General features: G+C 71.6%; 26 protein-coding genes and 1 rRNA gene. 14 read left to right on the top strand and 13 right to left on the bottom strand.

Annotated features, from left to right (window positions below):
• A 5S ribosomal RNA gene (gene rrf, locus AB0K15_RS25775) occupies positions 1-94 on the top strand; the annotation flags it as partial.
• An 87-nt stretch (positions 95-181) separates the two neighbouring features.
• Here the strand turns inward: rrf and AB0K15_RS25770 are convergent.
• Positions 182-1,138 (bottom strand): NADP-dependent oxidoreductase, encoded by a 957-nt coding sequence (locus AB0K15_RS25770; protein ID WP_364055318.1) that lies wholly within the window; start codon positions 1,136-1,138, stop codon positions 182-184.
• A gap of 92 nt (positions 1,139-1,230) precedes the next feature.
• On the opposite strand from AB0K15_RS25770, the gene AB0K15_RS25765 reads away from it, so the two are divergent.
• Entirely contained in the window at positions 1,231-1,806 is a 576-nt protein-coding gene (locus AB0K15_RS25765) for a helix-turn-helix domain-containing protein (RefSeq protein ID WP_364055315.1), read from the top strand.
• Between the two features lie 60 nt (positions 1,807-1,866).
• Here the strand turns inward: AB0K15_RS25765 and cobF are convergent, their stop codons facing one another.
• Positions 1,867-2,631, bottom strand: coding sequence for a precorrin-6A synthase (deacetylating) (cobF, locus tag AB0K15_RS25760; RefSeq protein ID WP_364055312.1), 765 nt, complete (start codon positions 2,629-2,631; stop codon positions 1,867-1,869).
• Positions 2,632-2,744: 113 nt separating this feature from the next.
• Here cobF and AB0K15_RS25755 point away from each other — a divergent pair, with 113 nt between their 5' ends.
• Entirely contained in the window at positions 2,745-2,951 is a 207-nt protein-coding gene (locus AB0K15_RS25755; protein WP_364055309.1) for a heavy-metal-associated domain-containing protein, read from the top strand.
• Positions 2,952-2,957: 6 nt separating this feature from the next.
• Positions 2,958-5,192, top strand: coding sequence for a heavy metal translocating P-type ATPase (locus AB0K15_RS25750; RefSeq protein ID WP_364055306.1), 2,235 nt, complete (start codon positions 2,958-2,960; stop codon positions 5,190-5,192).
• 68 nt (positions 5,193-5,260) lie between these two features.
• On the opposite strand, the gene AB0K15_RS25745 is transcribed toward AB0K15_RS25750, so the two are convergent.
• From AB0K15_RS25745 to AB0K15_RS25730, 4 genes are all read right to left on the bottom strand, one after another.
• Positions 5,261-5,542 (bottom strand): metal-sensitive transcriptional regulator, encoded by a 282-nt coding sequence (locus tag AB0K15_RS25745; RefSeq protein ID WP_220243036.1) that lies wholly within the window; start codon positions 5,540-5,542, stop codon positions 5,261-5,263.
• 78 nt (positions 5,543-5,620) lie between these two features.
• Complete coding sequence (locus AB0K15_RS25740) at positions 5,621-6,337, bottom strand: CPBP family intramembrane glutamic endopeptidase (RefSeq protein WP_364055302.1); 717 nt, start codon at positions 6,335-6,337, stop codon at positions 5,621-5,623.
• Positions 6,338-6,463: 126 nt separating this feature from the next.
• The gene (locus AB0K15_RS25735) at positions 6,464-7,486 is read right to left on the bottom strand and encodes a DivIVA domain-containing protein (protein WP_364055299.1); all 1,023 of its coding nucleotides are present in this window, start codon (positions 7,484-7,486) and stop codon (positions 6,464-6,466) included.
• A gap of 120 nt (positions 7,487-7,606) precedes the next feature.
• On the bottom strand, positions 7,607-8,326 hold the full coding sequence (locus AB0K15_RS25730) for an MgtC/SapB family protein (RefSeq protein WP_364055296.1): 720 nt from the start codon (positions 8,324-8,326) through the stop codon (positions 7,607-7,609).
• Between the two features lie 73 nt (positions 8,327-8,399).
• Here AB0K15_RS25730 and AB0K15_RS25725 point away from each other — a divergent pair, with 73 nt between their 5' ends.
• A complete protein-coding gene (locus AB0K15_RS25725; RefSeq protein ID WP_364055293.1) occupies positions 8,400-9,020 on the top strand; it encodes an L-threonylcarbamoyladenylate synthase in 621 nt (206 codons plus the stop codon).
• A 2-nt stretch (positions 9,021-9,022) separates the two neighbouring features.
• On the opposite strand, the gene AB0K15_RS25720 is transcribed toward AB0K15_RS25725, so the two are convergent.
• On the bottom strand, positions 9,023-9,583 hold the full coding sequence (locus AB0K15_RS25720; protein WP_364055290.1) for a TetR family transcriptional regulator: 561 nt from the start codon (positions 9,581-9,583) through the stop codon (positions 9,023-9,025).
• Positions 9,584-9,695: 112 nt separating this feature from the next.
• Between AB0K15_RS25720 and AB0K15_RS25715 the strand changes: the two genes are divergently transcribed.
• On the top strand, positions 9,696-11,114 hold the full coding sequence (locus AB0K15_RS25715) for an FAD-dependent monooxygenase (protein ID WP_364055287.1): 1,419 nt from the start codon (positions 9,696-9,698) through the stop codon (positions 11,112-11,114).
• Between the two features lie 494 nt (positions 11,115-11,608).
• Here the strand turns inward: AB0K15_RS25715 and AB0K15_RS25710 are convergent, their stop codons facing one another.
• Positions 11,609-13,153: an FAD-dependent monooxygenase gene (locus AB0K15_RS25710; RefSeq protein WP_364055284.1), complete on the bottom strand. Its 1,545-nt coding sequence runs from the start codon at positions 13,151-13,153 to the stop codon at positions 11,609-11,611.
• Between the two features lie 97 nt (positions 13,154-13,250).
• Between AB0K15_RS25710 and AB0K15_RS25705 the strand changes: the two genes are divergently transcribed.
• The 5 genes from AB0K15_RS25705 (at position 13,251) to AB0K15_RS25685 (ending at position 17,153) form a co-directional block, all read left to right on the top strand.
• Positions 13,251-13,994 (top strand): TetR/AcrR family transcriptional regulator, encoded by a 744-nt coding sequence (locus AB0K15_RS25705; protein WP_364055281.1) that lies wholly within the window; start codon positions 13,251-13,253, stop codon positions 13,992-13,994.
• Positions 13,995-14,169: 175 nt separating this feature from the next.
• On the top strand, positions 14,170-14,553 hold the full coding sequence (locus AB0K15_RS25700) for a YciI family protein (protein ID WP_364055278.1): 384 nt from the start codon (positions 14,170-14,172) through the stop codon (positions 14,551-14,553).
• The gene (locus AB0K15_RS25695; RefSeq protein ID WP_364055275.1) at positions 14,553-15,782 is read left to right on the top strand and encodes a sigma-70 family RNA polymerase sigma factor; all 1,230 of its coding nucleotides are present in this window, start codon (positions 14,553-14,555) and stop codon (positions 15,780-15,782) included. The genes AB0K15_RS25700 and AB0K15_RS25695 overlap by 1 nt, the downstream gene beginning before the upstream one ends.
• A gap of 59 nt (positions 15,783-15,841) precedes the next feature.
• On the top strand, positions 15,842-16,234 hold the full coding sequence (locus AB0K15_RS25690) for an SgcJ/EcaC family oxidoreductase (RefSeq protein ID WP_364055272.1): 393 nt from the start codon (positions 15,842-15,844) through the stop codon (positions 16,232-16,234).
• Position 16,235: 1 nt separating this feature from the next.
• The gene (locus AB0K15_RS25685) at positions 16,236-17,153 is read left to right on the top strand and encodes a sigma-70 family RNA polymerase sigma factor (protein WP_364055269.1); all 918 of its coding nucleotides are present in this window, start codon (positions 16,236-16,238) and stop codon (positions 17,151-17,153) included.
• Between the two features lie 3 nt (positions 17,154-17,156).
• On the opposite strand, the gene AB0K15_RS25680 is transcribed toward AB0K15_RS25685, so the two are convergent.
• The 4 genes from AB0K15_RS25680 to AB0K15_RS25665 form a co-directional block, all read right to left on the bottom strand.
• Positions 17,157-17,489, bottom strand: a complete 333-nt coding sequence (locus AB0K15_RS25680) for a YciI family protein (protein ID WP_364055266.1) — start codon at positions 17,487-17,489, stop codon at positions 17,157-17,159.
• 33 nt (positions 17,490-17,522) lie between these two features.
• The gene (locus AB0K15_RS25675; RefSeq protein WP_364055263.1) at positions 17,523-17,990 is read right to left on the bottom strand and encodes a nitroreductase family deazaflavin-dependent oxidoreductase; all 468 of its coding nucleotides are present in this window, start codon (positions 17,988-17,990) and stop codon (positions 17,523-17,525) included.
• A gap of 9 nt (positions 17,991-17,999) precedes the next feature.
• Positions 18,000-18,740, bottom strand: a complete 741-nt coding sequence (locus tag AB0K15_RS25670; protein WP_364055260.1) for an alpha/beta fold hydrolase — start codon at positions 18,738-18,740, stop codon at positions 18,000-18,002.
• Between the two features lie 69 nt (positions 18,741-18,809).
• Complete coding sequence (locus tag AB0K15_RS25665; protein ID WP_364055257.1) at positions 18,810-19,994, bottom strand: sialidase family protein; 1,185 nt, start codon at positions 19,992-19,994, stop codon at positions 18,810-18,812.
• Positions 19,995-20,133: 139 nt separating this feature from the next.
• Between AB0K15_RS25665 and AB0K15_RS25660 the strand changes: the two genes are divergently transcribed.
• Complete coding sequence (locus AB0K15_RS25660) at positions 20,134-20,724, top strand: TetR/AcrR family transcriptional regulator (RefSeq protein ID WP_364055254.1); 591 nt, start codon at positions 20,134-20,136, stop codon at positions 20,722-20,724.
• A 53-nt stretch (positions 20,725-20,777) separates the two neighbouring features.
• Positions 20,778-21,392 carry an MBL fold metallo-hydrolase gene (locus tag AB0K15_RS25655; RefSeq protein WP_364055251.1) on the top strand — a complete coding sequence of 205 codons (615 nt, stop codon included), beginning with the start codon at positions 20,778-20,780 and terminating at the stop codon, positions 21,390-21,392.
• Positions 21,393-21,402: 10 nt separating this feature from the next.
• Here AB0K15_RS25655 and AB0K15_RS25650 read toward each other — a convergent pair whose 3' ends face one another.
• Positions 21,403-21,648, bottom strand: a complete 246-nt coding sequence (locus AB0K15_RS25650) for a hypothetical protein (RefSeq protein WP_364055248.1) — start codon at positions 21,646-21,648, stop codon at positions 21,403-21,405.
• Positions 21,649-21,851: 203 nt separating this feature from the next.
• On the opposite strand from AB0K15_RS25650, the gene AB0K15_RS25645 reads away from it, so the two are divergent.
• Positions 21,852-22,430, top strand: a complete 579-nt coding sequence (locus AB0K15_RS25645; RefSeq protein WP_364055245.1) for a TetR/AcrR family transcriptional regulator — start codon at positions 21,852-21,854, stop codon at positions 22,428-22,430.
• Positions 22,431-22,487 lie beyond the last annotated feature (57 nt).

Raw genomic sequence — 22,487 nt, 5'->3', positions numbered from 1 at the left:
AACGCCCGGTCCCATTCCGAACCCGGAAGCTAAGCCTGGTAGCGCCGATGGTACTGCAACCGAAGGGTTGTGGGAGAGTAGGACGCCGCCGAACTTTACGTGACAGTCAGGCCCCGGTCGAGAACGCGCAAGCGGTTCTCCCGGGGCCTGACCGCATTTCCGGGCCCGTTATGGCCTCGATCTAGAGGTCGATGACGATCTTGCCGTGCACGTGGCGGCCGGCCTGGAGCTCGGTCGCGCGGTGGATCTGCTCGACCGGGAAACTCGCCGCGATCGGCACCCGGAGCCGGCCCGCCGCGATCAGGCGGGCTATCTCTTCCAGGCTGCCGGGAGCGGCGTTCGCGCCGTTGGCCGCCGGCACACCGTCGACTTTCGTGGCGATGGTGCAGATGCGGCTGTCCGGAACGCCGAGTTCCCTCGCGGCGTGCAGTGTCTCTGTCCCGTGCAGGTCGATGGCGGCGGTGACACCGCCGGGAGCAAGGGTTCGGACCCGGTCGGCCAAGCCGTCGCCGTAGGTGACCGGGTCCGCTCCGAGCTCGCGCAGGAACTTGGACGAGGCCGCTGATCCTGTGCCGATCACGCGCGCTCCGGCGATCCGCGCCAGCTGGACGGCGAAGACTCCGACCCCGCCGCCCGCGCCGCCGATCAGCACTGTGTCGCTCGGGCCGGGCGCCACCGCGGCGAGGGCGGCGGAGGCCGTGCGGCCGGCGATGCTGAGAGTGGCGGCGGTGCGGTCGTCGACACCCTCGGGAGTGTGGTGGGCCTCGTTCGCCGCGGCCGCCCCGGCCGGGTCGATCACCACGAAGTCGGCTACTGCGCGCGATAAGGCGCCCCCGAACACCCGGTCACCGGGCGTGAAACCGGTCACCTCGGCACCGACTTGGTCGACCACCCCCGCGTAGTCGGTCCCGAACCCGGCCGGGAGGCTCAAGCCGAACCGGGCGGCGGTGTCCGCGTCGGCGGTCATGATCCAGTCCATCGGGTTCAGACCGGCCGCGGTGACCCGCACCCGGACCGGTCCCGGGCCGGCCTGCGGAGCGGGAATCTCACGGACGTCCAAGACTTCAGGGCCGCCGAACGAATCGAGCTGCACCGCCCTGCTCCTGCCTGCGGGCAAGTGATCGCTCTGGTGCCGCATGTATGCCTGTCTCCTTGGCTGAGGGAACGCAGTGAAACGGACTATGCTCCGTTTGCATGGACGACTCTAACACAATCGGAGCGTGATCCGTTTTGGCTGAGGCGGAGATGCGTGCGCCACGGGCGGACGCAACCCGTAACCGCGAGCAGCTGCTCGCGGTGGCGACTCGCGTGTTCGTGTCGGCTGACGCCGAGCCGTCGATGCGCGCGATCGCCCGCGAGGCCGGGGTCGGCATCGCCACGCTGTACCGGCACTTCCCGACCCGCGAGTCGCTGGTCGACGCGGTCTACCGGGACCAGGTCGTGCGGCTGACGACCGGCGCTCGTGACCTGCTCGCCCGGCTGCCTCCGGCCGCGGCGATGCGGCGCTGGATGGACTTGTTCGGAGACTGGATCGCGACCAAGAACGGGATGCTCGACACGCTGCTCGCGATGATCGAGTCGGGCGAGATCGCCCACGCGCAGACGCGGACCGAACTGTTGGCGGCCATCACCACGATCCTCGACGCCGGCCGCGCGGCGGGTGACCTCCGCTCCGACGTCACCGCCGAAGACATCGCCGCCGCCCTCATCGGCATCTTCACCGTGGCGCCCCGGCGCGAGCACGAGGCCAAGGCCGGCCGCCTGCTGAACCTCCTGATGGACGGCCTCCGGCCACCGCCGAGCTGAGCCGCCTCGAACCGGCGGGTCGGCCCCGGTGCCGGTGCCGCCCAGGGTGTCGAGCCGGCCTTATCGCCGGGGCCGGCGCAGGAGATACGTGTCCATGATCCAGCCGTGCTTTTCGCGGGCCTCCGCGCGGACCGAGCTGATGCGGGCCGCCAGAGCGGAGTCCAGGGGGCCTGACAGCAGGATCTCGTCCGGCGTTCCCACGTACGCGCCCCAGTAGATGTGCAGGCCCTGGTCGGCGAAGCGCTCGAAGGTGGTGTGCGCGTCGAGCAGGACGAAGACGTCGTCGGCGTCCGCGGGCCAGCCCGTGGCGAGGCGGCGGCCGGTGGTGAGCTGAACGGCGCGACCGATCTGGTTCATCGTCGTGCGGTGGCGGGCGACGAGCGCGGAGATGCTGCTCACACCGGGGATCACCTCGTAGTCGAAAGCGATGTTGCCGCGCGCGAGCACCGCCTCGATGAGGGCGATGGTGCTGTCGTACAGCGACGGGTCGCCCCAGACGAGGAAGGCGCCGGCGTCGTCGGGGCCGAGCTCGTCGCGGATGAGCCGCTCGTAGACGTCCGTGCGCAGTTCGTGCCAGTCGGCGACGGCGGCGCGGTAGTCGGACGGTGTGCGGTCGCGGTCGGGGTCCGTGGCGGTGACCACGCGATAGCCGGGCCGGGTGACGAAGCGCGACAGGATGTCCTGGCGCAGCCGCACGAGGTCGGCCTTTGCGGAGCCCTTGTCGAGGACGAAGAACACGTCGACGCGGTTGAGGCGGTCGATCGCCTGCACGGTGAGGTGTTCCGGGTCGCCGGCGCCGATCCCGATCGCGTAGAGCTTCCGCATCACCGCAGTCTGCCGGGCCGGGTAACCGGTCCCACAGGCGGCCCGCGTGGTGAACCCCTACCCCCAAGGGGTATAAAGGGATTAGGGAAAGCCACAGCACGAAGGAGCCGGTGATGACCGAAGCCACCTACACCGTCGAGGGTATGACCTGCGCGCACTGCGTCGGCGCGGTGCGCGAAGAGGTCGGGGAGCTCGCCGGTGTTCGCGAAGTCGACGTGGACCTCGCGTCGGGCGTGGTGAAGGTCGTCAGCGAGCAGCCGCTGGCCGTGGACGCCGTCTCGGCGGCCGTCACCGAGGCCGGCTACCGGCTCGTCGCGTAGGCCGCCATGACCACGACGACACACGCCCCGCAGACCGTCGAGCTCGTCATCGGCGGGATGACGTGCGCTTCCTGCGCAGCCCGCGTGGAGCGCAAGCTGAACAAGGTCGACGGGGTCACGGCGAGCGTGAACTACGCCACCGAGAGGGCCCACGTCGAGTTCCCCGCCACGGTGTCGGTCGACGACCTGGTCGGCGTCGTCGAAGCCACCGGCTACACCGCGCAGCGCCCCGAACCCGAGAAGCCCGAAGCCTCCGAGCCCGAGGACGAGACCCGGCCCCTGCGCGACCGCCTCGTTTATTCGGCGCTGCTGACGGTGCCGGTGATCCTGCTCGCGATGGTCCCCGCGCTGCAGTTCGACAACTGGCAGTGGCTCTCGCTCACCCTCGCCGCGCCTGTCGTGGTGTGGGGCGCGTTCCCGTTCCACCGCGCCGCCTGGACCAACCTGCGCCACGGCGCCGCGACCATGGACACGCTGATCTCCCTCGGCGTCTCCGCGGCCACGCTCTGGTCGCTCTACGCCCTGTTCTTCGGCACCGCCGGCATGACCGGGATGCGCGACGCCTTCACCCTCACCGTCACGCCGGGGATGGGCACGAACAGCATCTACCTCGAAGTCGCCTCCGGCGTGACCACGTTCATCCTGGCCGGCCGCTACTTCGAGGCTCGCGCCAAGCGCCGCTCCGGTGCCGCCCTGCGCGCGTTGTTCGAACTTGGCGCGAAGGACGTCACCGTGCTCCGGAACGGCACCGAACGGCGCGTCCCCGTGGGCGAACTGCGCGTGGGCGACACCTTCGTCGTCCGGCCCGGCGAGAAGATCGCCACCGACGGCGTGGTCGCCGAAGGCAGCTCCGCGGTCGACGTCAGCATGATCACCGGCGAGTCCGTGCCCGTCGAAGTCGCCGCCGGCGACGCTGTGACCGGCGCGACCGTGAACGTCGGCGGCCGCCTGGTCGTGAAGGCCACCCGGGTCGGCGACGACACCCGTCTCGCCCAGATGGCCCGCCTCGTCGAGGAAGCCCAGAACGGCAAGGCGGCGGTGCAGCGGCTCGCCGACCGGGTGTCGGGGATCTTCGTCCCGATCGTCCTGATGCTCGCCCTGATCACGCTCGTCGTGTGGCTGGCCAGTGGCGGCGACGTCGCCGAAGCCTTCACCGCGGCGGTCGCCGTGCTGATCATCGCCTGCCCCTGCGCGCTGGGCCTCGCCACGCCCACGGCGCTACTGGTCGGCACCGGCCGCGGCGCCCAGCTCGGGATCCTGATCAAGGGTCCCGAGGTGCTCGAGTCCACCCGTCGCGTCGACACCGTCGTACTCGACAAAACCGGCACCGTCACCACCGGCCGCATGAGCCTCACCGCCGTCCACCCCGCCGAGGGCACCACCGAGGCCGAGGTCCTGTGCTACGCCGGAGCCGTCGAAGACGCCTCCGAACACCCCATCGCCAAGGCCATCGTGGCCGGCGCCCGCGACCGCATCGGCGACCTGCCCGCGGTCCAGGAGTTCCGCTCGACCGAGGGGCTCGGCGTCACCGGGCTCGTCGACGGCACCGCCGTCCTCGCCGGCCGCGCCGCCTTCCTGGCCGACTGGGGCATTCACGTCGAGGGTCCCCTCGCCGACGCAAAGGTAGCGGCCGAGGAGCAGGGCGCCACCGCGGTGTTCGTGGCCTGGGACGGCCGAGCGCGTGCGGTGCTGGTCGTGGCCGACACGATCAAACCCACCTCGGCTCAAGCCGTCGCCGGGCTCCGCGCCCTCGGCCTCACCCCGGTCCTGCTGACCGGCGACAACGCGGGCGCTGCCCACGCGATCGCGCAGGCAGCCGGCATCGACGAGGTCATCGCCGAAGTCCTGCCCGAGGACAAGGTCGCGGTGGTCAAGCGGCTGCAGTCCGAGGGCCGCGTGGTCGCCATGGTCGGCGACGGCGTGAACGACGCCGCCGCCCTCGCCCAAGCCGACCTCGGCCTGTCCATGGGCACCGGCACCGACGCCGCCATCGAGGCCGGCGACCTCACCCTCGTCCGCGGTGACCTGCGCGCCGCCGTCGACGCCATCCGCCTCGCACGGCGCACCCTCGGCACGATCAAAGGCAACCTGTTCTGGGCGTTCGCCTACAACGTCGCGGCCCTGCCGCTGGCGGCGTTCGGCCTGCTCAACCCCATGATCGCCGGCGCCGCCATGGCCGTCTCGTCGGTGTTCGTGGTCTCGAACAGTCTCCGGCTGCGCGGCTTCCGCACCGCGCGCTGAACCGCGCTGAACCGCGCTGAAAAAAAGAGGGGCGCCCCGGCCGGGGTGCCCCTCTTTTTTGTCTGGACCTACGAGCGGACCAGCCGCGCGATCGCGTCGGAGGCCTCGCGGACCTTCAGGTCGGCTTCCTCACCACCGGCCGCGGCGGCCTGCACGACGCAGGTGGCCAGGTGCTCGTCCAGCAGCTCCAGCGAGAACGACTGCAGCGCCTTCGTGGCCGCCGACACCTGCGTGAGGATGTCGATGCAGTACTTGTCCTCCTCGACCATGCGCTGCAGGCCGCGGATCTGTCCCTCGATGCGGCGCAGACGCTTCAGATAGGCATCCCGCTCGTTGCCGTAGCCCGTCATCGCGCATCGTCCCCTTCGTTCGCACCTGTACGTCGTCCAGTATACCCACCCCACGTATCCGATACGGGGTATGCGTATTCACGCCCGGACGGCCACTGCGATGACGAGCCCGCCGACGTTCGTCGTGAAGTGCACCAGCACCGAGGCCAGCACTCCCCGGCCGAAGTGCCGCCACGCGTACAGGAAGACGCCCGCCGCGGCGGCCGCGACCATGGCGAGTACCTGCAGCAGCTGAGTCGGGATGCCGCCGAGCGCCGCGTGCACGGCCGCGTTGCGTCCGACGGCCAGCGCAGGAAGGAAGTGCCACAGCCCGAAGAACGCCGACGCCCCGAGGATCGGCCCCCACCGCCAGCGGTCGTCGCGCGCGCCGAGCAGCGCCGGCAGGACACCGCGGAACGCGATCTCCTCGACGATCACCGTGCCGAAGGTGATCCGCCCGAGCGTGAGCCACAGCAGTTGCGGCAGGTCGGGGTCGCCGACCCGCCCGTCGTCGTAGACGGTCCGCAACGCCGGCACCACGGCCGCGATGCCGAAGACGACCAGGAAGAACGCCGCCCCGATCAGCCCGGTGACGGCCGCCCGCCCGAGCGTCGCGCGGCTGACGCCGAGATCGGCCGGCGAGTACCCGGCACCGAACGCCAGGGCGAGCAGCACCGCCGCCGTCACCGCTCCGCAGACCGGGTATGCCCAGCCCGGCAGGACGCGGTTCGCGAGCGTGGTCGCCGTCGCCAGCACCACCACGCACACGACGACGAGCAGCAACCGCGTCGTCGTCTTCGGCCCGGTGACGGTCATGGCCCCAACTTAGGGGCGTACGTGATCTCCGCGGGTCGATCCACGCCGGGGCCGGGGTGAAAAGCCGGGCCACCGGCGTGGGCTCAGGTCGCCCGGAAGAAGTTGTGAGAGCGAGACAACCGCAGGTCAGCCGGTGGTGGTCGCCTCGGTGAGCGCCGGTTTGCGGCGCTGGACGGGCACGGCGGTGTCGGTGCCGCCGGGCTGCGGGTCCAGCGCGGCAGTCGCCGACGCCAGAAGTTCGCGGGTGCCGGTGAGCGCCGTTTTCAGGCGGTGGTGGATGGCCGTCAGCTCGGCGACGCGGTCGTCGGCCTGGGTGACGATGTCGTTGGCGTGCTCGGCCGCGCGGCGGACCAGGGTGTCGGCCTCCGCCTGCGCTTCGGCGATCTGAGCTGCGAGCACACGGTGGGTTTCCGCGCGCTGGTTCTCCAGGTCGCGCAGGGTTTCCGTGCGCTGGGCAGCCAGCGCACGCTCGGTCTCGACGCGTTCGGTCTCCAGCTTGCGCAGCGTTTCAGTGCGCTGCGCGTTCAGGTTGCGCACGGTCTCGGTGCGGTGGGCGTCGAGCTCGCGCAGCGTTTTCGTGCGCTGGGTGTCCAGTTCGGTGATCGTCGCGATGCGGCGCTGGTGCAGGGCCGCGGTGAGGTCTTCCTCCATGCGGCGGCGCTGCGTGGCGGCGGCCTCGTCGGCGGCGGCGCGTTCGGCGGCCGCGCGGCGCATGAACTCGTCGTGCGCGGCCTGCTGGCGACGGCGATCTTCCTCGGCCGCGGCCACGAGCGCGCGTTCCTTCTCGGTGAGCCGCACCGCCTCGGCCTCGGCGTCGAGCCGCGTCTGCTCCGCCTTTTCCTTTGCGCGCGCGATGATTTCCGAAGCTTCTTCGCGAGTCAGCTCGATCATGCGCCGTGATCGTTCCTGGAGCGCGTCGGCTTCTATGGGGGTGCGGCTGATGCGGTCGATCGTCGCGTGCAGCTCGCGGTTGTGCTCCGCCAGCCGGGCCACGCGCCGCATCGCCGCGTCGCGTTCGGCCGCCACCCGGCGGAGCTCTTCTTGGGCCCAGGCCACGAATTCCTTGACCTGGCCTCGGTGATAGCCGCGCCATGCCGGGTCGAAACGGGGCTCGACGGACATCAGGTCCTCGCCATCTTCGGGGGCCATGGCCTCACCTCCCATTTGGATGGTTTATCCCCGGGCGCGTTTTTTCCTTTGCCGCACCGAGGTTTCCGTGTGCCGTCCAGTGTGCCCGAAGACCGGGCCGCTGTGGGGACAGGCACGCGATCAATCTTCGAGCAGATCTTCCGCGCCCGTCGCGGTGCTCCGCACACCAGGCAGTTCCGCGAGTTCCGCCGTCAATTCCGCAAGATCACCGCGGCCCTGCAACCGCAGCGTGACGACCGCGATCCGTTGCCCCTCTTCGGAAACCGTCTCCCTGTCGACCGCCACCTGGTGGACCACCCAGCCGCGTCCGGTGCAGCTCGCGAGAACGTTTCGCAAAACTCCGTGCCCATCGGAGTAGCTCAGCCGCAGAATGGGTGGTTCACGCCGATGCCGTGCCACGAACCGGGAAAGCGGCGGGAAACCGCGAGTGATCACGATCAGTCCCACGGTCGTCGCCACCGCGAGCACGGGCAGCCCCGCACCGCACGCGACGCCGACGGCCGCCGCGAGCCACACCGTCGCGGCGGTCGTGAGCCCGCGCACGGCATCGCGGCGCACGAAGATCAACCCGCCGCCGACGAACCCGATGCCCGAGACGATCTGCGCCGCGATCCGCGACGGGTCGAGCGCCACGTGCTCGGTGTTCAGCAGGTCGGCGAACCCGTATTTGGACACGAGCATGAACACCGCCGACCCCACGCCCACCAGGGTGTGGGTGCGCAGGCCGGCCTGTTTGTTGCCGACCTCGCGCTCGAGGCCGATCGCCGTGCTCAGCACGAGGGCGAGCAGCACGGGGAGCAGCAGTGACCACTGTTCGTCCGTGGACCAGAGAGCGTGCACGCGGACACTTTGCCTCGCCGCCCGCTGGCGCGCCCGCCCGGCCCCCGAGGTGGATCACCCCTAAGCTCGGCGCATGGCCCGCTACTTCGACGTGCACCCGCAGAACCCGCAGCGGCGCTCGCTGGCCCAGGTCGTGGAGCTGCTTCGCGAAGACGGGCTCATCGCGTACCCCACCGACTCCTGCTTCGCGCTCGGCTGCCGGCTCGGCAACCAGGAGGGCATGGAGCGCATCCGGGCGATCCGCAAGCTCGACCACCGGCACCACTTCACGCTCGTCTGCCAGGACTTCGCCCAGCTCGGGCAGTTCGTGCACGTGGACAACACGGTGTTCCGGGCGATCAAGGCCACCACGCCCGGGCCGTACACGTTCATCCTCCCCGCGACCAAGGAAGTGCCGCGGCGGCTGATGCACGCGAAGAAGAAGACCGTCGGCGTGCGCATCCCGGAGCACGTGGTCACGCAGGCGCTGCTGGCCGAGCTGGGGGAGCCGATCCTGTCGAGCACGCTGCTGCTGCCCGACTCCGGCGAGCCCCTCACCCAGGGCTGGGAGATCAAGGAAGAGCTCGATCACCAGCTCGACGCGGTGCTTGACTCCGGCGACTGCGGCGTCGAGCCGACCACGGTGGTCGACTTCTCGTCCGGCGAGGCCGAGATCGTCCGCTACGGCGCGGGCGACGCGACGCGGTTCGAGTGACCTCAGTACCCCACGAGGTAGCGCTGCAGCGTCGGCCCGAGCCAGCGCACGGCCTCGTCCTCGGTCATCTCCGCGACCGGCGGTAGCCGCAGCACGAACCGGCACAGCGCCAGGCCCAGAACCTGCGACGAGATGAGCCCGGCGCGCACCGGCGCCTCGGCGGGGTCCGGGCACACCTTCGCGACCTGAGGCCCGAGCTGGTCGGCGAAGATCGAGCGCATGCGTTCGGCCGCCGTCTCGTGGGTGACGCCCGCGCGCAGGAGCGCGAACAGCGTCTCGTCGTCCGACCAGCGCGCCAGCACGTGCCGCGCGAGCAGGGTTCCGGCGTCTTCGAGCGGCAGCTGCGTGAAATCGGGCAGGCGCAGGTCGAAGTGGGCCGCGGCTGCGAAGAGCTTCTCTTTGGAGCCGTAGTAGCGCATCACCATCGACGGGTCGATGGCCGCGTCGGCCGCGATCGCGCGGATCGTCGCCCGCTCGTATCCGTCCGCGGCGAAGCGCTCGCGGGCGGCGTCCAGGATCGCGGCGCGGGTCGCGTCGGAGCGGCGGGGTCGGTCCGAGGTCATGCCAACAACTGTAGGCCAACGGGTGTTGACACGGCCAGCACCGGCACGTCTACTGAATGCCAACAGATGTTGGCAAACAGATGTTGGCTTGGGGGTCGACATGGAATCGGAAGTGCTGGTCGTCGGAGCCGGACCCGTCGGGCTGCTGCTCGCGGGGGATCTCGCCGAAGCCGGCGTGGCGGTGACGGTGCTCGAACGGCGGGCCACGGGATCGAACCTGACCAGGGCGTTCGGGGTCCACGCCCGCACGCTGGAGCACCTCGACGTGCGCGGCGTCGCCGACGAGCTCGTCGCCACCGGCGCGCGGCTGCGCGAGCTGCGGCTGTTCGACCGGGTCGAGATCGACCTCGCCAAGCTGCCCTCGCGCTACGGCTACCTGCTGATCACGCCGCAAACCCACACCGAGGAGATCCTGCGTTCGCGCGCCGAGCGGCTCGGCGCGAAGTTCGTGTGGGGCGCCGAGGTGCGCACGCTCGCCCAGGACCCCGACGGCGTCGACGTCACCACCGCCGACGGCCAGCTCTACCGCGCCCGCTACCTCGTCGGCGCCGACGGGCTGCACAGCGTCGTGCGCCGCCAGCTCGGCCTGCCGTTCCCCGGCCGTTCGGTGCTGAAGTCGATCATGCTGGCCGACGTCCGGCTCGACTCGCCGCCCGAAGACCTCCTCATGGTCAACGGCGTCGGCGACGGCTTCGCCTTCGTCGCCCCCTTCGGCGACGGCTACTACCGCGTCTTCGCCTGGGACCGGCGCTCCCAGGTCCCGGACGACGCGCCGCTCTCGCTCGACGAGGTCCGCGACATCACCCACCGCTCCCTCGGCACCGACCTCGGCATGCACGACGCGCGCTGGCTCTCCCGCTTCCACAGCGACGAGCGCCAGGCCCCGCACTACCGCTCCGGCCGCGTCTTCCTCGCCGGCGACGCCGCCCACGTCCACTCGCCCGCCGGCGGCCAGGGCATGAACACCGGTCTCCAGGACGCGGCCAACCTGAGCTGGAAGCTCACCGAGGTCCTGGCCGGCCGCCTGCCCGAGACCCTGCTCGACAGCTACGAAACCGAACGCCACCCCGTCGGCCGCCTCGTCCTCCGCAGCAGCGGCGCGATCATCCGCCTGGCCATGATCAAGCCGCGGGTTCTCCGCGAAGCCCGCAACCGCCTCCTCGGCACCGCCCTGTCCGCGGCGCCACTCGCCCGCCGCGTCGCCGGCATGATCTCGGGCGTCGGCATCCGCTACGCCCCACCCACCGGCGCAGACCGCCTTGTCGGCGCCCGTGCGGCGGACCGCGACCTTCCTGGGGGCCGGCTGTACGAGCAGTTGCGGGGTGGCCGCTTCGTCTTCGTCGGTGACCACCGCCCGGCCGGGTTGCCGGATGAGGTGGTATTTGCGCGGGGTGCCGGGAAGGTGCTGTCCGGCCTGATGCGCATGTGGGCTGGGTGGGGGATCCGGTGGGGTACTTCGGCCGGTGATCTCGGGTTGCCTGGGTGGCTGCCTGTGTCGGTGGTCGCGTGGTGGTCATGTCTTCGTCGGTGAGTATCGCTCGGCCGGGTTGCCGGATGCGGTGGTGTTTGCGTGGAGGTGCGGGCAGGTGCTGGTCCGGTCCGTTGCGTGTGTTGGCTGGGGTGGGGATGCGGTGGGGTACTTCGGCCGGTGAGTTCGGTTTGCTCGGGCGGCTGCCTGTGCCGGCGGTTGCGTGGCGGTCATCTCTTGGTCGGTGACCACCGCCTCCCGAGTCGGCCGGACCAGGTGGCGTTCGCGCGGCATGCACGGGAGGTGCTGGTCCGGCCTGATGTGCATGTGTGCGTCGGGGGGATCTGGTCGCGTACTTCGGCCGCTGAGCTGGCTTGCCCGGGTGAGCTGCTTGTGCCGGCGGTTGCGTGGCGGTCATGTCTTCGTCGGTGACCACCGCGTCGCGAGTCGGCCGAACCAGGTGGTGTTCGCGCGGGGAGGTGCTGGTCCAGCCCGGTGCGCATGTCGGCTGGGTAGGGGATCCGGTCGCGTACTTCGGCCGCTGAGCCAGGCCGTGGTCAGGCAACGATGGCTGCCGGGTGGCCGAGGAGGCGGGCGTAGGCGTCGGTGAGGGGGGTGGTGGAGGACGAGTGCCACGCGACCACCGCGTCGGGGCGGAGCAGGAGGGCGCCGGCGGGGGAGAGGGCGACGGAGGCGAGCCAGGTGAGGTCGGGGACCGCGACGGTGCGGAGGCCGAGGTGGTGGGCCGTCGCGGTCCAGTGGGTCTCGCCGGGGGAGGTCAGGAGGGCGAAGTCCGGGCCGGCGAGGTCCACAGTGGACACGCCGGGCGAGACCCAGGCGTGGGGCACGCGGGTGCCGGGCCGGCCGCCGGGTGCGTAGTGGTCGGAGGGCGCGGGGCCGCGGCCGTCGGGGACGAAGGCGCCCTCGTCGTACTGCACGCCGAACAGGGCGGTGACCGGGTCGACCGGGACTTCGCCGCTGGTCACGGACGCGATCATGGTGCCGAGGTGGCCGCTGACCCGGCTGGAGAACTCGGCCGTCGCGTAGCCGAGGGGGTGGCGTTCGGCATGGTAGGTGTCCAGCAGTGCGGATGAGGCCGACCCGGTGAGCACGGCCGCGAGCTTCCACACCAGGTTGTGGACATCGCCGATCGCGGTGTTCGCGCCGGCCGCGGCCATGGGCGGCATGGCGTGCGCGGCGTCGCCGGCGAGGAAGACGCGGCCCTCGGCGTAACGGTCGGCCACGTACATGCCCGACTCCCACGGCATCAGGCTCAGCACCTCGACCTCGAGGTCCGGCACGCCGACCACGGTGCGCAGCAGGTCGCGCCAGCCGTCGTCGCCCAGGGTCGCGGAGCCGGGGAAGTCCGACGTGGAGAACAGCCAGCGGTCGGTGCCGTTCACCGACACGAACGCGCCCGACGCCGCCGGGTTCTCGATCTGGCACAGGTTGAACTTCTTGTCCCGCACCAGGTCCGTGAGGTCGGCGCGGAACGCGATGTCCAGGTTGTCCGCGAGGTCGCCGTAGCCGCTGCGCGGAATCCCCAGCGCCTCGCGGACCGGGCTACGCGCCCCGTCGGCCCCGATCAGGTAATCGGCGGCCACTTCCGAGACCTCGCCCCCGGCGGACCGCAGCGACGCGATGACCCCCGAAGCGGACTGCGCGAACGACACCAGCTCCGTCGAGAACCGCACCGAAACCCTGCGGTCTTCCGCGGCGCGCCGCAGCACCGGCTCCAGCACGTCCTGCGGGCACAGCACGCTCGGCGCCGGACTCTGGTCGTTCATCCGGCCGTACTGCGCGAGGCCCGCCTGCATCGCCGGCGTGATCTCCGGCCACTTCGCCTCGGCCAGTGTCGGCCCGGTCAGCATCCCCGCGAACGACGCCAGCGGCGCACTCGCCTCCGCCACCGCGTCGCTCAGGCCGAGCGCGCGGAACACCTCGTTGCTGCGGTGGTTGAACCGCCGCGCCTTCGGCTGCGGTGACGTGCTCGCGTGCTTCTCCACCAGCACCGCGTCCACGCCGTGGTGGTGCAGCAGCAGCGCCGCGGTCAACCCGGCGACCCCGCCGCCGCTGATCAGCACCTGCGTCCGTTCGTTCACGACTACCCCCAACTCGACCGACCTCGAATGTGTACGTCGTACACTCTATGTACGTTGTACACGCCGAGTAGGATCGACGCAACCGACAGGAGGCCGCTTGAGCGCTCAGGGAACCCCGACCCCGCCGATCTGGCTGCTGCCCGAACCGCCCGAACGGCGGTGGGGCCTCGGTCGTGCGGAGATCGTGCGGACCGCCATCGCGATCGCCGACTCCGGTGGCTCCGACGCGCTCACCATGCGCGCCGTCGCGAAGGAGCTGGGCTCGTCCACGCCCATGTCGCTCTACCGGTACGTGCACAACAAGGACGGCCTCGTTGACCTCATGCTCGACGCGGCGAACGCCGAGGTCACCACACCCGAGAAGCCGGGCGAGGACTGGCGCGCCGATCTCACCCGGCTCTCGCACGACTCGTGGACGATGATGAAACGCCACCCCTGGTTCGCGGAGCTCGTGCACCAGCGCCCGCCCGCCGGGCCGCACGCGAGCCGCCGCCAGGAGTTCGTGCTGAGCACCTTCGTCGGGCTGGGCCAGGACCTTTCCGCGGCGGTCTCCTACCACCGGCTGCTGGACGGCTACGTCGTCGGCCAGGCCCTGCAGCGGTCCGAAGAGATGAAGATGTGGCAGCGCCAGGGGTTCCGCGGGCTCGACGACGTCCAGGAGCTCGCCGGCGCCTGGTTCGTCGACGTCGGCAGCGATGCCGAACCGCGTTTCCCGCTGCTCGAACGCGTGGTCAAGGACTTCCTCGGCGCCGACCCCCACGCCCCGGCCACCCCCGCCGAAGACGTCCAGTTCACGCTCGGGCTCGACTGCCTGCTCGACGGCATCTCCACCCGGCTCTGACGCTCGGGTCGCTTCGGCGTCCGGCCCGCCACCACCGGCGGCACCGCGGCGCGACCGCGCTGACCCAGGCCTCTGTGGACAGCCCGCCCGCGGCGACGGAGCCGTGGAGCGCTTCCGGACCGGCCGCGTCCGCTAGGTTGGGGCCGGTCAGGATCCGGCCCCTGGGGAGGACGACGTGAAGTTTCTGCTGACGATGCACATGAACCCCGAAGTCTGGGACGGACTCTCGGAGGAGACCAAGGACGCGGTCATGTCCGGGCACGGAGACTTCATCGCGAAGATCCGCGCGTCGGGGGAGATGATCAACACCCAGGCGCTCGGCGCCCCGGCCGACAGCGCCGTGGTGCGCGTGCGCGGCGGCGTCCCGGTCGTGACCGACGGGCCGTTCACCGAGTCGAAGGAGTTCCTCGCGGGCTTCTACCTCGTGGAGTGCGAGACCCGGGAACGCGCGCTCGAGGTCGCCGCGATGATCCCCGACGCCGGCATCGACGGTCTCGGCATCGAGGTCCGCCCGGTCGCGTTCTTCGCCGGCGCCGAGGGCGAGCCCGAGCCCGGCTGATGGACGCCGAACTGCTCCGGCCCCTCGTGCCGCAGGTGCTCGGGGTGCTGGCGCGCCGCTACGGCCAGTTCGAGGCGTGCGAGGACGCCGTGCAGGAGGCACTGCTCGCGGCCGTCGAGCAGTGGGCCGACGGGGACGTGCCGGACAACCCGCGCGCGTGGCTGCTCACCGTCGCGACCCGGCGGCTCACCGATCTCTGGCGCAGCGAGAGCGCCCGGCGCCGGCGTGAAGAGAACGTGGCCGCGCAGGAGGTCACGCAGGCGGTGCCGGGGCCGGGCGACGACCGCGCGCCGGAGCACGACGACACGTTGACGCTGCTGTTCCTCTGCTGCCACCCGTCGGTGACGCCGAGCTCGCAGGTCGCGTTGACGTTGCGCGCGGTGGGGGGCCTGACGACGGCGGAGATCGCGACCGCGTTCCTCGTGCCCGAGGCCACGATGACGCGGCGGATCACCCGCGCGAAGGAGAGCATCGCGGCCGCGGGGTCGACGTTCGCCGAGCCCTCGGCCGAGGACTGGCCCGCGCGGCTGCAGGTCGTGCTCCACGTGCTGTACCTGATCTTCAACGAGGGCTACACCGCGTCTTCGGGCGAGGAGCTGCACCGCGTGGAGCTGACCGCGGAGGCGATCCGGCTGACCCGCGCCGTGCACGCGCTGCTGCCCGGCGACGGTGAGGTCGCGGGCCTGCTCGCGCTGATGCTGCTCACCGACGCCCGCCGCCCCGCGCGGACGCACGAGGGCGCGCTGCTGCCGCTGGCCGACCAGGACCGTCGCTTGTGGACGGTGCCGCAGATCGTCGAAGGCGTGGAGCTGGTGAGCCGCACCCTCGGGCGCGGACCCGTGGGTCCGTACCAGGTGCAGGCCGCGATCGCCGCGCTGCACGACCGCGCGGCGAGCACGGAGACCACGGACTGGCCGCAGATCGTCGAGCTCTACGACGTGCTGGCGGAGCTCGCGCCGAGCCCGGTCGTGACGCTCAACCGCGCGATCGCCGTCGCGATGGTCCACGGGCCGGCCGCCGCGCTGGCCCTGCTGAGCACCGTCGAGGACGACAGCCGCCTCAAGCAGGGCCATCGCCTCGACGCTGTGCGGGCCCACCTGCTGGAGCTCGCCGGCGACACCGACGCGGCCCACGCGCACTACCTCCGGGCGGCCAAGCGGACGTCGAGCCTGCCCGAGCGCCGCTACCTGCAATCGCGAGCCGAAAGGTTTCTGCCGGCGCACCGATGAGTTCCGGGAGGCCCGCCGGTACGTCCCTGCGAAACCACTTCACAGAAGGGACCGTCACGATGACCACCACCACCGCCACCCCCGCCGAGATCCGCGACCTGCTCGAGAGCATCTACGCCGCCTGGGCCGACAACGACGCCGAGGCCTTCGCCGCGCTGTACACCGAGAACGCGACCGTGGTGATGCCTGGTGTCTTCCACCAGGGCCGCGGCGCCGTGCGCGAGTACATGGGCGCCGCGTTCGCCGGCCCGCTCAAGGGTTCGCGCGGCGTCGACGAGCCGCAGGACGTGCGCGTGGACGGCGACACCGCGATCGTCGTCAGCCGCGCCGGGATCCTGTTCGCCGGCGAGGACTCCCTGCCGGCCGACCGCGAGCGCATCGCCACCTGGGTCCTGACCCGTGCCGCCGGCTCGTGGACGGTCGCCGCCTACAGCAACGCCCCGGCACACTGACGTGCCCGACTTCGCGGCGAGCACCGGTCCGCACCGGGCCGAGCTGGTGGTGCACTGCTACCGCCTGCTCGGTTCGGTGCACGAGGCCGAGGACCTCGTGCAGGAGACGATGCTGCGCGCCTGGCGCGCGTGGGAACGCTACGACAGCACCCGCGCCTCGATCCGCACCTGGCTCTACCGCATCGCGACCAACGCGTGCCTCACCGCGCTCGAAGGCCGCGCTCGCCGTCCGTTGCCGACGGGGCTCGGCGGCCCGAGCGAAGATCCGCTGCAGCCGCTCGTGCCGGCGTTCGACGTGCCGTGGCTGCAGCCGCTGCCCGACGACCCGGCCGCCGTCACCGCCGCGCGCTCGGGCGTGCGGCTCGCGTTCGTCGCGGCGATGCAGCTGCTGCCCCCGCGTCAACGCGCCGTGCTCGTACTGCGTGACGTGCTCGACTTCACCGCCGCCGAGGTCGCCGAGCTGCTCGGCACCACCACGGCCTCGGTGAACAGCGCTCTGCAACGCGCGCGAACCGGCGTCGCCGGGGTGTCGGCCGACGAGCTCACCGAGTCGGGCGAAGCCGTGATCGACGACTACGTCCGGGCTTTCGAGGCGGCGGACGTCGACGCGCTGGTGACCCTGCTGACCGACGAGGTCGTGCTGGAGATGCCGCCCGTCCCGCTCTGGTACCGCGGCCGCGACGACTATGCCCGCTTCATGGCGCGCGTGTTCGAGATGCGCGGCACGCGCTGGCAGCTGCAGCGCACGCACGCCAACGGCCAGCCCGCCTTCGCCGCCTACTGCTGGGACGGCTCGGACTTCCGCCTGCACACGCTGCAGGTGTTCTCGATCGCCGACGGCCGGGTGGCGCACACCGTCGTGTTCCAGGACCCCGCGGTGTTCGAGGTGTTCGGCCTGGCGCCGGCGCTCACGCGCTGAGGCTCAGCCGCCGAGCAGCGGCCGGACCTCGACGCCGCCGTCGAGCACCGGGACGAAGCCGCCGATCTCCACCGCGTGGTCGAGGTCGCGCGCGTCGACGATGAAGAAGCCGGCCATGGCCTCCGGGCTCACCGCGAACGCGCCGGGGGTCACCGATGCGCCGCGCAGCGACCGCGTCATGGCCGCGGGCTGTGTGGCGTACCCGGCGATCAGCGTGCCGCCGGACGCGGTGATGCGGTCCTCGACGCGGGCGTGCTCTTCGAGCAGCTCGGGCGGGAGATCCGCGACGCCGCCGGGTGTCTCCCGCTCGTAGATCAGGATCGCGTAGTGCGGCATCCGCCTCTCCTTCGCTCGGCCGAATGGCCCAAGCTACCGGGGCGAGAGGAGGAACACGCGGATTTCGCGATGGGCGGCGCGCACGGCGTACGTGTCGTAGGCGGGCCAGTACCGGGCCACGGCGTCCCACATCTCCTGGCGTTCGTCGCCTTCGAGGAGCCGGCCGCGGACCGGAGTGGTGCGCCCGCGCGTGCTGACGGTCGCTTCGGGCTGGGCGATCAGGTTCGCCGACCACGCGGGTTGTTTCTCGCCGCCCCAGTTGGAGCCGATCACGACGTAGCCGCCGTCGCGTTCGACGTAGAGCAGTGGCACCTGGCGCGGCTCGCCGCTCGTGCGGCCGATCGTGGTCAGCAGCAGAGTCGGCAGACCCAGCGGAGTGCCGACGCCGAGGCGTCCGCCGGTCACGCGCAACATCACGCGGTCGGCCGGGACGAGGGCCCGTCCGAGCGCGGCGAACGCGGTCGTCTTGCCGAACGCGGTGAGGAGCTTTCGCAGTCCCATTCGCGCACCCTACTGGGTGATCACGAGGATCTTCCGCAGCGCCGCCACGACGTCCGGAAGCCGTTCGGTGAGGTAGAAGTGGCCGCCGGGGTGGGTCGTGAGGCGGAAGCCGCCGGTGGTGTGCGCGGCCCAGGCGCGCACGTCCTCGGGGGTCACGCGCGGGTCGTCGGCGCCGGCGTGCGCGTGGATCGGCGCGGCCAGGGGCGGGGCGTCGGGATGGGTGTGGGTTTCGACGGCGGTGTAGTCGGCGCGCAGCGCGGGGAGGACGAGAGCGCGCAGCTCTTCGTCGGCGAGCACGTGCGGGTCCGTGCCGCTGAGGTTCGCGACTTCGGCGAGCAGGGCGTTGTCGTCGAGCAGGTGTTTGGTGTCGTCACCCGCGCGGGACGGGGCGCGGCGGGCGGAGACGACGACGGCGTGCGGCCCGGAGCCCCGCGCTTCCAGCCGGAGGCCGACTTCGTACGCGAGCGTGGCGCCCATGCTGTGGCCGAAGAGCACGACGGGCACGTCGAGCCAAGGCAGCAACGCCTGTGTGATGGCGTCGGCGAGGTCCGGGAGCCGCGTGAGCGGCGCTTCGCCGAACCGATCCTGCCGGCCGGGGTACTGCACGGCGAGCACGTCGACGTCGGGGGACAGGGCCTTCGAGAACGGGTGGAAGAACGACGCCGAACCGCCCGCGTGCGGCAGGAAGACCAGCCGCGCCGGTGCGTCGTCCGCCGGGTGGTAGCGCCGGATCCACCGGTCTTCGGTCATCGCCGTGCCCCCTTCCGCCCCGGCCCCGATCCTGCCGCACCCCCAGGCGCGGCAGGACCGAGGTGTGGGTCAGCGCACGTCGGAAAGCGGGATGCGCTGGAACACCACGCTTTCGTACGGTCCGGCGGTCCCCGTCTCGTAGAGCAGGCCGACGGTCGCCGGGTCGGCTTGCACGAGGTCGGAGTAGCCCGCCGGGTTGCTCGTCAGCGTGCGGCCCGGGTGCCACGTGCGGCCGCCGTCGGAGCTGAGCCGCAGCTGCATCACGGCGCGGGTGGCCGGGTCGGCCGGGCCGGAGTACAGCAGCAGCCACGGGATCGTGGTCTGCAGCACGCTGCCTTCCACCTTCGTGCCGGAGATCCCCGGCTGCACCTGGTACGGCCGCACGAGCGTCTTCCCGCCGTCGAAGCTGTAGCCGTCGACTCGGTGGTCGGCGGCGGAGCCCTGGTTGCGGCTGGTGAAGTACAGCGCCCCGGTGGGCAGCTCGGTCATCGACGTCTCGTTGGCGGCGATCACGCCGTCGGTGCGGTCGTCGGTGAAGCCGATGTGCCAGGTGCGGCCGTTGTCATCGCTGTAGAGGTCGTGGCCGCCGTAGTACTTCGCCTCGGTGCCGACGTCGGTGGAGCCGGCGGGCGGAGCGCTGGAGTGGTTGGCGGGCACGACGATCCGGCCGGCGTGCGGGCCGTGGCGCAGGAGCGTGGCGTGCCCCGGACCGGTGGCGTACCAGCGCCAGGTGGGCAGTTTGGTTTCGGAGGTGATGTCGCGGGCCGGCGTCCAGGTGCGGCCGTTGTCACGGCTGCTGGACACGAACACGCGGCGGGTGTCCTGCGCGGACGCGGTGCCGGACATGATCTGCGCTTCGCTGACCGGTCCGTTGTGGACGGTCAGCAGCACGAGCTCGCCGTCGCGCGCCACGACCGGTGTGGGGTTGCCGGCGGTGTTGTCGCCGTTGCTGTCCACGACGGTCAGCGGGCCCCAGGTGCAGCCGCCGTCGCGGGAGGTCTTCGACACGGTCTGGATGGCGCCGGAGTCTCCGGCCGAGTCGCGCCGGCCTTCGGCGAACGCCACCAGCGACCCGTCGGCGGCGCGCACCACCGCGGGGATGCGGAAGGTGTCGTAGCCCTCGGAGCCGGAGGTGAAGGGCACCGACGACGTGCAGCCGTGGTGCGTGGGTGCGGCTGTGGCCGCGGGGGTGAACGACAGCCCGAGTGCGGCCGCCGCGAGCAGAGTCGTCCCGAACCTGCGGATCGGTGACACGTTCCGCCTCCTCGTCAGTGGGGATGGGGGAGAGACACAGGACGTGGGATGTCCGACGTCCTATGTCCGGACAACCTAGGGAGCGGTGCGGGGTTCGTCAAGGTGTTGTCGCTGCCTACACCCGCGTAGGGTTCGGGCCATGACGGAGGCGCGCACCAGCTACCACCACGGCAACCTGCGGGCGGTGCTGCTCGAGAACGCCGAGCGGGTGCTGGAGGAGTCGGGGCCGGACGAGCTGTCGCTGCGGCAGCTGGCGCGCGACGCCGGCGTGAGCCACGGAGCGCCGCGCCAGCACTTCGCGGACAAGCGGGCGTTGCTCGACGCGCTCGCGCAGCGGGGTTTCGAGCAGCTGGGGCTGGAGCTCGAGGCCGCGCGCGCGGACGACGGCGCGCCGTTCGCCGCCGCGCTGCTGGCGTTCGCGCGGGCGTGGGTTGGGTTCGCGACGCGGCGGCCGGCGCTGCTGGACCTGATGTTCGCGGCGAAGAACCGCGAGGGCGCCCGTGAGCTGCGGGCGGTGGCGGACCGGACGTTCGCGGCGACGTCGGCCATGATCGCCCGCGCGCAGGCGGGCGGCGACGTGGTGGCGGGTGAGCACGTCGCGTTCGCGATCTTCGCGACGCTGCAGGGCCTGGCCTCGCTCGTGACCAGCGGGATGAGCGGGGCGCGGCCGGTGGCGCAGCTGGTGGACGAGACCATCGCGACGCTCGTCGACGGGCTGCGGCCGCGCTGAGCTGTCGCTATTTGAGACCGCCGCGGCTCGGGGCGCGTGCGATCGTCGCGGGCGTGGATGTCGATCTCACGGTGACGGCCGGGAACTACCGCTTCGACGGGGTGTCGTTCGCGGTCGACACGAACATCTGGCTCCTCGGCGACGAGGAGGAGGTGCTGGTGGTCGACGCCGGCTTCGACGCGACCGCCATCGCCGCCGCGATCGACGGCCGCGACGTGCTGGGCATCCTGTGCACCCACGCGCACAACGACCACGCCGACGCCGCGCTCAGCTTGGCCGACGCGACGGGCGCGCCCGTGCTGCTGCACCCGGGCGACGTCAAGCTGTGGGCCCGGGTCAACCCCGGCCGCCGCCCCGACGCCGAGCTGGCCGACGGGCAGGTGCTCACCGTCGCCGGTTCACCGGTGGTCGTGCTGCACACCCCGGGTCACACGGCGGGTTCGGTGTGTTTGCACCTGCCCGACGAAGGCCTGCTCTTCAGCGGCGACACGCTCCTGTCCGGCGGCCCGGGCATGACCGGCGACGTGCTGTCGAGCGCCTCGACACTGCACGATTCGGTGCGCCGGAAATTGCTCGTGCTGCCCGATGAAACGGTGGTGCACCCGGGTCACGGATACGACACCGACATCGGCACCGAGCGCGTGGAATCGTGGGCCGGGCAGATTTGAGCGGATGTGGTCAGATTCTTTCGCAGGCGATCGTGAGGTCCACGCCGTAGAGCACGTAGGAACATTCGTGCGACGCGTGAGCGGCGTCGGTTTCCGTGCAGGCCAAGGGGAATCCGAGCACGTCGATGGAACAGTAGGCGTAGAACCGGTCCGGGTTGCCGGGCACCTGGTCGGCGGCCGCGGGCAGAGCGGTGGCGACCAGTCCGCCGCACACGAGTGCGCCGGCCGTGGCCCAGGAAGCGATTCGGGTTTTCATCTTCGCCGTCCTTTCTTCGAATGCGGGGTTTCCGCTTTCGGGAAATGCCCGGATTCCGGTGGTTCCACCCCTTCAGTCACCCCAACGTGTCATGGGGGCCGTCGCCGGGGCCCGTTGGGGCTGTCGCGGGCGTCACGGTCCTCCACGGCGAAAAGATGACGGTTGTCATATATCATGGGGGAAGGTTTCCCTGAGGAGGACGCATGGGACGCGTGTCGCGAGCCGAGGCCGATCGGCACCGCAGCGAGGTCGTCACGGCAGCCGCGCGGCTGTTCCGTGAGCGGGGCGTCGGCGGTGTCAGCGTGGCCGAGCTGATGGGTGAAGTGGGCCTCACGCAGGGCGGGTTCTACCGGCAGTTCGCGTCGAAGGAGGCGCTGGCCGGGGAGGCGGCGGCGGAGGCGTTCGAGCAGCTGGCGGCGCAGCTGCGGCAGATCCCCGAGGCCCCGGTGAGCGAGCGTCGCGCGGAGCTGGCGGCTTCGTACTTGTCGCAGGAGTCCCGGGACACGCCTGGCGAAGGCTGCCCGGCGACGGCGCTCGGCGGTGAGGCGGCGCGGGACGAGCAGGGGAGCCCGCTGCGCAAGTCGTATGCCGACGGCGTGCGGTTGTTCCTCGACGTGCTCGCCGAGTTCGACGGCGGGTCCGCGACGCGGGAGGACCACATGGCGACGCTGGCGACGTTGGTGGGCGCGCTGTACCTGGCCCGGGGGACGGCGGGGGATCCGCTGTCCGACGAGATCCTGGAAGCCGCGCGCCGGCGGGTGGTCGAGACCTCGCACGAGTGAGTCCGTTGTGGATTTTTGTTTGAGCGCACGACAATGGTCCGGCACGGGGGTGCCGGA

The organism is Amycolatopsis sp. NPDC049253, assembly GCF_040678995.1.
GTDB lineage: Bacteria > Actinomycetota > Actinomycetes > Mycobacteriales > Pseudonocardiaceae > Amycolatopsis.
The sequence above is the reverse complement of the archived record's forward strand: the minus strand, read 5'-3'. Positions and strand labels throughout refer to the sequence as shown.